This window comes from Bradyrhizobium neotropicale, assembly GCF_001641695.1.
In the GTDB taxonomy this organism is placed as follows: domain Bacteria; phylum Pseudomonadota; class Alphaproteobacteria; order Rhizobiales; family Xanthobacteraceae; genus Bradyrhizobium; species Bradyrhizobium neotropicale.
On sequence record NZ_LSEF01000037.1, the window covers coordinates 40,297 to 48,904 of the forward strand.

Here is an 8,608-nt window from a genome sequence, read left to right on the forward strand (position 1 = left end):
CAGAAGACATGAGTATCAACTCTTCCTCCCACGACCATCCCATCATTCGCCGGCTTGCAGCATCGCTGCTCGCGGCTGCCATCACGCTGTCGACAGCCGCGGCATCACTCGCCGCCGAGACCGTCGTGCTGCGCGTCGGCGACCAGAAGGGCGGCAACCGCTCACTGCTCGACATCTCCGGCTACGCCAAGGATCTGCCGTACAAGATCGAGTGGTCGGAATTCCCCGCGGCCGCACCGATCCTCGAAGCGCTCAACGCCGGCGCGCTCGACGTCGGCTACACCGGCGATCTCTCCTTCCTCTCGGTCTATGCGGCTGGCGCGCCAATCAAGGCGATCGGCGGCACGCGCTCGGATGCGAAGACGCAGGCCATCCTCGTGCGCCGGGATTCGCCGATCAAATCGGTCGCCGATCTCCGGGGCAAGCGTCTCGCCGGCACGCGCGGCGGCTGGGGCCAGTTCCTGATCGACGCGACGCTGGAGAAGGCCCAGATCAAGCTCGAGGATGCGACCTTCGCACCGCTCGGCCCGGTCGACGCCAAGATCGCGCTGGTGGCCGGCTCGATCGATGCGTGGGCGGTGTGGGAGCCCTACGTGTCGTTCGCGACGCTGAAGGACAAGGCGTGCGTGATCGCCGACGGCGATGGCCTGACGCCGACCATCACCTTCATCGTGGCTTCCGACGATGCCATCGCCACCAAGCGTGCCGCCGTGCAGGACCTCGTGCAGCGGCTGAACAAGGCGCGGCTGTGGTCGCTCGATCACCTCGGCGAGTATGCCAAGAGCACGGCCGAGCTGACCAAGCTGCCGGAGGACGTGCTGCTGTCCGCCTACACCGCACAGCGCACCAGCCCGATCGTGATCGATGAGAATGTGGTCAAGGAAATCCAGGAGGCGTCCGACCGCTCGACGCGCTACGGCATCCTGCCGAAGCGGCTCGACGTCAGTAAAGCCGTCGACCGCAGCTTCACTGCCGCAGTCGCTGGCTCGAACTAGAGAAGGACGCGGCGGGATGCGCAGGCTTCGTCCCAAGGCCGGCCCGCTTCATCTCGCCGCGATCGTGCTCGCGCATCTCGCCTGCATGAGTCTGCTCGTGTGGCTGTCGCTCTAACGGCCCGCATCCGCCCGCCGGCATTAAGAAAATGATCATGACAACATAAGGTTGCCATAAGGACTTTTGTCGCGCCGCCGCACTAGCATCGCGCCCGTCATTTCGGCGGTAACGCGATGCCTCACCCGCGGCGCGGCCGGACAGCCGGGTTCGCTCTCTGGTTGCCCATGCCGCAGTTACGGGCTTACAATGGAACTTGCCCTGCGGCCGCCGACGCTCGCAGGGGAAGGCGACCTTAGGGCTGGAGATCAGCGCCATGTCAGCCACTCAATATCTGCGTTATGAACCATCCGTCGAACAAGTCCGGCCGGAGGAGACGAAAGCGGTCGCAGAGATCATCGCCTCGATCAAGCGAACCAGCGAATTCACCTGCGACCGAGACAAGGGGCACGGAACGCGCCAGCAGCACGCCAAGGGCGTCGGCTTTCTCCGGGGCGAATTGACCGTCTACGACGGTCTGCCGGACCATCTGCGCCAGGGCCTGTTCGAAAAGGCCGGCGTCTATCCGATCATCGTCCGCCTCTCCACCGCGTTCGACAAGAGCGATCGCGTTCGCTCGCCACGGGGATTCGCCATCAAGGTCTTGGGCGTGACGGGCCCGAAGGCGACCGACGACGATGCCTCGACGAACCAGGATCTGCTGCTGGTCAATCACAAGAGCTATTTCGCGGATGCCATGGCCTATTGGAGCGCACAGCGCAATGCCGAGCGCAACGTGGGCATGCCGGATTTCGTGTTCAGATTCGGAGGGTTCGTCGCGCGCAATCTTGTCGCGCTGTCGGACTCGACGGGCATTCACATCCCGATCCTGCTGCGGGCGATCGGCGATCCCGGCAACAACATTCTTGGAGAGACCTTCCACACCGAGGGCGCGCTGCGCTTTGGTGATTATGTCGCACGGCTTCGCGCGGTGCCGATGTCGGAGGCGCTCCGCAGGCTCACCGGTCAGCCCTGCCATGATGGCGACGATGTCGTGCTCAAATCCGTCGTTGCCTACTTCAAGGACAATTCGGCGGAGTATGAACTGCAGGCCCAGCTCTGCACCGACCTGAAGCGCACGCCGATCGAGGATGCTTCGATCGACTGGCCCGAGGACGTCTCGCCGCCGCAAGCCTTGGGCAAGATCACCCTTCCGCGCCAGGCCGCCGACAGTCCCGCACGTCGCGACTATGCCAACGAGGTGCTGTCGTTCGATCCCTGGCGATCCCTAGCGGCGCATCGGCCGCTCGGCTCGATCATGCGGGTGCGCAGGGATGCCTACCGCATGTCCCGGACGCTCCGGCAGCAACAGAACAAGGACAAGTTCCCACCGCCCAAAGAGCCGCGAGAGATCGCGGACCTGCCGGATTGAGCCCGATCACGTCAGGCCGGCAATTTCGCCTTCGGCATTGCGGTCTGCGTCGAAGAGGGATGCCAACCGCAAGGGATCACCGGGATCGAGCGACTGCGCCAGCGACGCGATCACCCGGCGGGATCGACCTTGCCACTTGGCCGCCTTCTGCGCGTGTCCCAGGCTTTCGTAAAGTGCCGCGGCCGTACGGTAGACGCGCCATGCAGCCTGCGGCAGCCCCGCATGGCGGATGACCGAAATGGCCGCCGACAGATGGTCGCCTGCCGACTGCGCATCGTGCTTCAGCAGCGCAATTCTTGCCATCACATCGTAACTCAGCACGAGAAACGGCTTGTCGGGCGCAGCGCTCGTCACCTTATGAAAACGACCGGCTGCACCCTCGGCGCGATCGAGATCGCCGACCGCAATCCAGTAGTCGCACCAGGTCAGGAGATAGTGGGGCATGACCAGCGACTCCATCGGCACGCGGTCGACCTCCATTCGCCTCTCCAGAGCGTCGAGGTGCTGTCGCGCCAGGGCCAGGTTGCGCATCCTGACATAGGCGCGCGCAAGCAGGTTCCTGCCGACGAAGAAGGTGAACGGATTTGCCTCGGTCATCGGGCCGAGCGCTTCTTCGCCTCGTCGCGCCGCGCTGCCGTATTCCTCGGCCTCGGAATACAGCCAACCGATGGTGAGCTGGCACAGTGCGATGGCCTGCGGATTTGCGTTCCGCTCCGAGATGGCCAGTGCGGCGACAACGCTGCTATGCGCTCGCCCCCACTCGCCGGAATAGATCTGCGCAAAAGCCTCGACCGACTCGTAGAGCGCGAACAGATAGACGTCGCCGACTTGCCGGGCGAGCTGTTTTCCTCTGCTCGTCGCAGCGCAGCAGGCCGGGTAGTTTGCGCGCAAATACTCCAGCACCATCTCCATCGAGCAGCGCCGCAGCCTCATGCTGAAATCCTGCGAGTCCGTGATCAGCCTTGATGCCCGCTCGGAGAGTTCGGCGTTCTCGCGGTCCCAGCCGCGCAGCATCAGTTTCAGATTGGCGACGTTGCCCTGAACCAGTGCGCCGAACGCGGCGTCATCAATCGCACGACTCTTCGCCAGAGCCTGCTCGGCGAACGGCAGGCTCTGGCGCCGATCGACGTAAAGGCAGAACCTGCTGAGGTCGACCAGCGCGTTCACCTCTTCACGCACCAGCCCGTTCTCGGCCGCATGCGCGACCACTGCGCCGAGATCCTGGAGCGAATTGAGGAAATCTCCGCCGGCCCGCCAGGCCCAGGCGCGCTGGAGCAGCAGCTTCAGACGCGTTGCCACCTGAAATTCGGGCGGCAGATTCGGCACGAGCTCCAAGGCCCGGGACAAATAGTTCGCTGCTTCGCGCGTGCTGAACCGCCGCGCCGAGCCTTCGGCGGCCGTGCCCAGATAGAGCATCGCCTTCGGGAAGTCTCGCCCCAGCTCGAAGTGACGCGCGAGCACCGCGGCAATCTCCGGAGCCCGAGGCCCGTAAGCCCGTTCGAGGCCCGCCCCGAGGCTCGCATGGGTCCTGGTGCGGCGCGCCGGCGCTAGCCGCTGATACAACGCCTCCTGATAAAGCGCGTGCTGGAACGCATAGCGTCCGGAGACCTCTCCGTTCGGCCACTCGGTCAGGCCATCGACAACGATGATGCGGCCGGTCCGTGCGAGGTCCTCGCACATCTGCTCGACTTCCAGCACCGGACGGTCCAGCACGCCGGCAACCTGGAGCGCGGAAAACTCCGCACCCGCCGCGCTTGCAACCTCGAGCAGGCTGCGCTCGTCGGCGGAGAGGTGATCGATCTGCTGCGTGATCATGCCTTCCAGATCGCGCGGCACGCTGTCATGCGAGGCCGCTTCCTCGCGGACCAGCCGCCAGCCGGCGTCGTCCTCGACGAGCGCACCCTGCGCCACGAGATGATCGACGAGAGATGTCACGAACAACGGCTGGCCGCCGGTTCGGGCAAAAATGCGCTCGACCAGCCCCCGGGCAAAATCGGCGGAGCCGAAGCGCAGAGCAAGATAGCGCTCGACGTCGACGCCGGACAGCCGATCGAGCGCGAGCTCGATGGCATGGCCATGGATCCGCAAATCCTGATGAACGGCGCGGACGGGATGTCCGCCGACGGCGACTTCCATCGGCCGATAGGTCGCCAGGACAAGGATCGCAGCCTTGCGGTCCCGCCGCGCGAGCCGCGAGAGGACGTCGACGGTGGCAAAGTCGCTCCAATGCATGTCTTCGAGCACGATCACCCATGGTCGGCCGACGGCAAGACTTTCCATGAGATCGGCGAATTCACGCAGCATGCGCTCGCGCGTCGCGCCGAAGACTTCATGCTGGAATGCGGTGCGGTCTGCTTCGCCCAGGAATCCGGGCATTTGCGCGAGCCAGGTCGGCGCGTGCGCGCGTATGGAGCCAAGAAGCGAAGCGCCTTCGGTCCCACGGCAACGCTCGTTCAGCGCTTCGATGATCGGCAGGAAGGCCTCGTGCGTGCCGAACAGCTCGTTGCAGTTGCAATGCAGGACGCTCAGCCCCTGCCGCTCGATCCTGTCGAGCGTCATCTGGACGAGGGTTGTCTTGCCGATTCCGGCCTCGCCGGTGATGAAGACGACCTGACGCTGTCCGGTCCGAGCAAGCTGCAGCGCCTTGTCCAGCGTCTCGAGCGCGGCAGCGCGTCCCACTCGCCATTGCCGCCGCCGATCGACGATCTGCTCGGCGGCGGATGGCTCTTCCTCGACCGCCTGTTCGATCGGAGCGAGGTCGGTGGTGGTGACCGCCGCAATGAAGCGATAGCCGCGCCGCGTGACCGTCTCGATGTAGTTGGGAGACTGCCTGTCATCGCCGAGCGCCGAACGCAGCGCGTTCATGGCCACGGCAAGGCTGGATTCGCTGACATGCAGATCGGTCCAGACCGTGTCGAGCAGCTCTTCCTTGGTGACGAGCTCACCGGGGCGGCCGGCCAGACAGCAGAGAACCTCGAACGGCTTCGGCGCCAGCGCGATCCGGTCCCGGCCTCGCCACAACAGCGCGTTGGCCCGATCGAGCCGAAATTCCCCAAAGGCAAGCGCGTCAGTACGCACGGCTCCAACCTCCGGATGCTCCCCAATCTTAAGGGAAAGCTCAGCCAAATGTAAGGACACGCTTAAGACTTGCGCCTGGCGCCGGCACTAGCATCGCGCATCGTCATTTCAGGAAGGTGTCGGACAACCTCTCATCACGCTGTCAATTTCGGTCAGCAGGCACTCGACGCCCGAATTTTGGCAAGGAGTTGGCCATGAGCATTTCAAAACGCCCGGCGATTGCACCTTTTGCTCTTGTCATTCGCCAATACGATATCAAGGTCCTGCTGAGCGTCGCCATCCTCAGCCGTATTTTCCTCATCGCGCTGTATCTCGCCTCAGGCGGCCCCGGCCTGCCCGAAGCCGACATCATCACCGCGGTCGCGTTACCATGAGCTCGGGCCCCCTCGAATGGTGCATCGACATCGCGATCACTGTCGCGATCTGCATCGGGATTTTCTTGGGCCTACGTGCCCACAGCCATGCACCGGATCATAAGTCGGAGCAAGCGCCCGCCGCTCGGACCACCTGCTTTCAGCGGTCCGCGGCCAGTATAGGCATCGGAGCGTTTCCGCTCGGCAGGCACCCCGCTTGATCCGGGTGCCTTTGCCGGCGCGTTTAATCACCAATACGCGCGATGATAGAACCGCATCGGCCGGTGGTAGCCATAATAGTATGGACGATAATAGCGGCGGTAGCCGCCGTAATAGCCATACGTGGGCGCGTAGCCATAGTAGGCCGGACCATAGCCGTAATAGGGGCCCGGATATCCGTAGCCGCCGTAATAGGGACCGCCACCATAGTAGCCGTAAGGTGCGGTGCTGGCGGCGATGGCGCCGCCGATGATGGCGCCGGCCGCGAGGCCGCCCAGGCCCCATCCCCAACCGCCGCCCCAGCCGCCACGCCAATGCACCTGCGTGGTGTCATTGCCTGCCGCGGCCTTCATGGCTCCGACATTGGTCGGCATCGGCGCCGCCGACGCCTGCTCCACCTGACCGGCGATCACCGTGACCGCCAGCGAGCCGGCAATTGCCGTTTTCCAGATACTCATCGTCGTAACTCCCTGTTTGACGTTTCGCTTGGAAAAGGATCGCGCGCGATGATCGGGTATCTTTGCGCTGAGTCAAAGCCTCGATTTCGCGTGCAGCGCACAAGAGACCTGCTCCTGCCTCAATCGTGATCAAGCCTCGCCGCAGACGCCGCGTCTTTCCGAGCCTCGATCGACACGTCTATTTCCGCGCGGATATGACACCGCTGCGACGGCAAAGGTCTGTCGCTAAAGCCGAAAGCATTAAGCTTCCCGCACGGTCGCAACCAACAACCACCTTTTCGATTTACTATTCGTGCCGTTACTATCGGTTCCAATGGCGCCGGGCCGACAGGCTCCTCGCGACAAAAGGCCTCGGCCCGCGCCAGACGTCAGTGGGAGGATGACATGAATGCCGTCGGAAATGAGCCGCTCGCCCGTCAGGCGCTGGCATTCGTCTTGGCCGGCGGACGGGGAAGCCGGCTGCTGGAACTGACCGACCGGCGCGCCAAGCCGGCGGTCTATTTTGGCGGCAAGTCGCGCATCATCGATTTCACCCTGTCGAACGCCGTCAACTCCGGCATCCGCCGCATCGCGGTCGCGACCCAGTACAAGGCACACAGCCTGATCCGGCACTTGCAGATGGGCTGGAATTTCTTCCGTCCCGAGCGCAACGAGAGCTTTGACATCCTCCCGGCAAGCCAGCGCGTCTCCGAGAACATGTGGTATGTCGGCACGGCCGACGCGGTCTACCAGAACATCGACATCATCGAGTCGCACAATGCCCGCTTCATCGTGGTGCTGGCCGGCGACCACATCTACAAGATGGATTACGAGGTGATGCTGCGCCAGCATGTCGAGAGCGGCGCCGACGTCACGGTCGGCTGCCTCGAAATGCCGCGCGCGGAATCCTCCGGGTTCGGCATCATGCACATCGACGAGGATGGCTGGATCAAGTCGTTCCTCGAGAAGCCCGCCGATCCGCCACCGATGCCGGGCAAGCCGGACGTCTCGCTCGCCAGCATGGGCATCTATGTCTTCAACGCCAAGTTCCTGTTCGACGAGCTCAAGCGCGACGCCGAGGATCCGAACTCGAACCACGATTTCGGCAAGGACATCATCCCCTACATCGTGAAGAACGGCCGCGCGATCGCGCATCAGTTCTCCAGCTCCTGCGTCCGTTCCGGCAACGACCACCGCTCCTACTGGCGCGATGCCGGCACGGTCGATGCCTATTGGGCCGCCAATATCGACCTCACTGACGTGGTGCCGGAGCTCGATCTGTTCGATCGCTCCTGGCCGATCTGGTCCTATGCGGAGATCACGCCGCCCGCCAAGTTCGTGCACGACGAGGAGAGCCGGCGCGGCCAGGCCGTGAGTTCGCTGGTCTCCGGCGGCTGCATCATCTCCGGCGCGTCGCTGCGCCGCTCGCTGCTGTTTACCGGCGTGCGCGTCAATTCCTACGCCAATGTCGAGAACGCCGTGATCATGCCCTACGTGAATGTCGGCCGCGGCGCGCGGCTGAAGAACGTCGTGATCGACCGCGGCGTCGAGATCCCCGAAGGTCTCGTCGTCGGCGAAGATCCGGAGTTCGACGCCAAGCGCTTTCGCACCACCGAGCAGGGCATCTCGCTCATCACCCAGCCGATGATCGACAGGCTCAATACATGACGCCTGTTCGCGTCCTTGCGGTCGCCTCTGAAGTCTATCCCATCGTCAAGACCGGCGGCCTCGCGGATGTCGCCGGCGCACTGCCGCTCGCGCTGAAGTCGCATGGCGTCGAGATGCGCACGCTGATGCCGGGCTATCCCGACGTGATGCGGATTCTCACGGGCGCGGAGGAAATCCGGCGCTGGCCAGACTATTTCGGCGGCCCGGGCCGCCTGCTCGCCGGCTCGCGCGACGGGCTCGATCTGTTCGTGCTCGACGTGCCGCATCTCTACGCGCGGCCGGGCAACCCTTACGTCACGGCCGACGGCGTCGACTGGCCGGACAACGGCGTCCGCTTCGCGGCGCTGTCGCGCATCGCCGCCGATATCGGCCACGGCCTCGTCCCCGCCTTC

General features: G+C 64.3%; 7 protein-coding genes. 5 read left to right on the forward strand and 2 right to left on the reverse strand.

Going from position 1 to position 8,608, the window contains the following annotated elements:
- The first annotated feature begins 8 nt into the window (after positions 1 to 8).
- Positions 9 to 995, forward strand: coding sequence for an ABC transporter substrate-binding protein (locus AXW67_RS10750; protein WP_063677875.1), 987 nt, complete (start codon positions 9 to 11; stop codon positions 993 to 995).
- Positions 996 to 1,366: 371 nt separating this feature from the next.
- Positions 1,367 to 2,461: a catalase family protein gene (locus AXW67_RS10755; RefSeq protein WP_027551289.1), complete on the forward strand. Its 1,095-nt coding sequence runs from the start codon at positions 1,367 to 1,369 to the stop codon at positions 2,459 to 2,461.
- Positions 2,462 to 2,467: 6 nt separating this feature from the next.
- Here AXW67_RS10755 and AXW67_RS10760 read toward each other — a convergent pair whose 3' ends face one another.
- Positions 2,468 to 5,539: an ATP-binding protein gene (locus AXW67_RS10760; RefSeq protein ID WP_063677876.1), complete on the reverse strand. Its 3,072-nt coding sequence runs from the start codon at positions 5,537 to 5,539 to the stop codon at positions 2,468 to 2,470.
- 194 nt (positions 5,540 to 5,733) lie between these two features.
- Between AXW67_RS10760 and AXW67_RS10765 the strand changes: the two genes are divergently transcribed.
- Positions 5,734 to 5,913 (forward strand): hypothetical protein, encoded by a 180-nt coding sequence (locus tag AXW67_RS10765; protein ID WP_027551291.1) that lies wholly within the window; start codon positions 5,734 to 5,736, stop codon positions 5,911 to 5,913.
- A 227-nt stretch (positions 5,914 to 6,140) separates the two neighbouring features.
- Here AXW67_RS10765 and AXW67_RS10775 read toward each other — a convergent pair whose 3' ends face one another.
- Positions 6,141 to 6,569: a hypothetical protein gene (locus tag AXW67_RS10775; protein WP_063677878.1), complete on the reverse strand. Its 429-nt coding sequence runs from the start codon at positions 6,567 to 6,569 to the stop codon at positions 6,141 to 6,143.
- A 384-nt stretch (positions 6,570 to 6,953) separates the two neighbouring features.
- Here AXW67_RS10775 and glgC point away from each other — a divergent pair, with 384 nt between their 5' ends.
- Both glgC and AXW67_RS43915 read left to right on the forward strand, forming a co-directional pair.
- Positions 6,954 to 8,216, forward strand: a complete 1,263-nt coding sequence (gene glgC / locus AXW67_RS10780) for a glucose-1-phosphate adenylyltransferase (protein ID WP_063677879.1) — start codon at positions 6,954 to 6,956, stop codon at positions 8,214 to 8,216.
- The coding region (locus tag AXW67_RS43915; RefSeq protein WP_245315513.1) for a glycogen/starch synthase at positions 8,213 to 8,608 on the forward strand (396 nt) is incomplete at its 3' end. The genes glgC and AXW67_RS43915, both read left to right, overlap by 4 nt.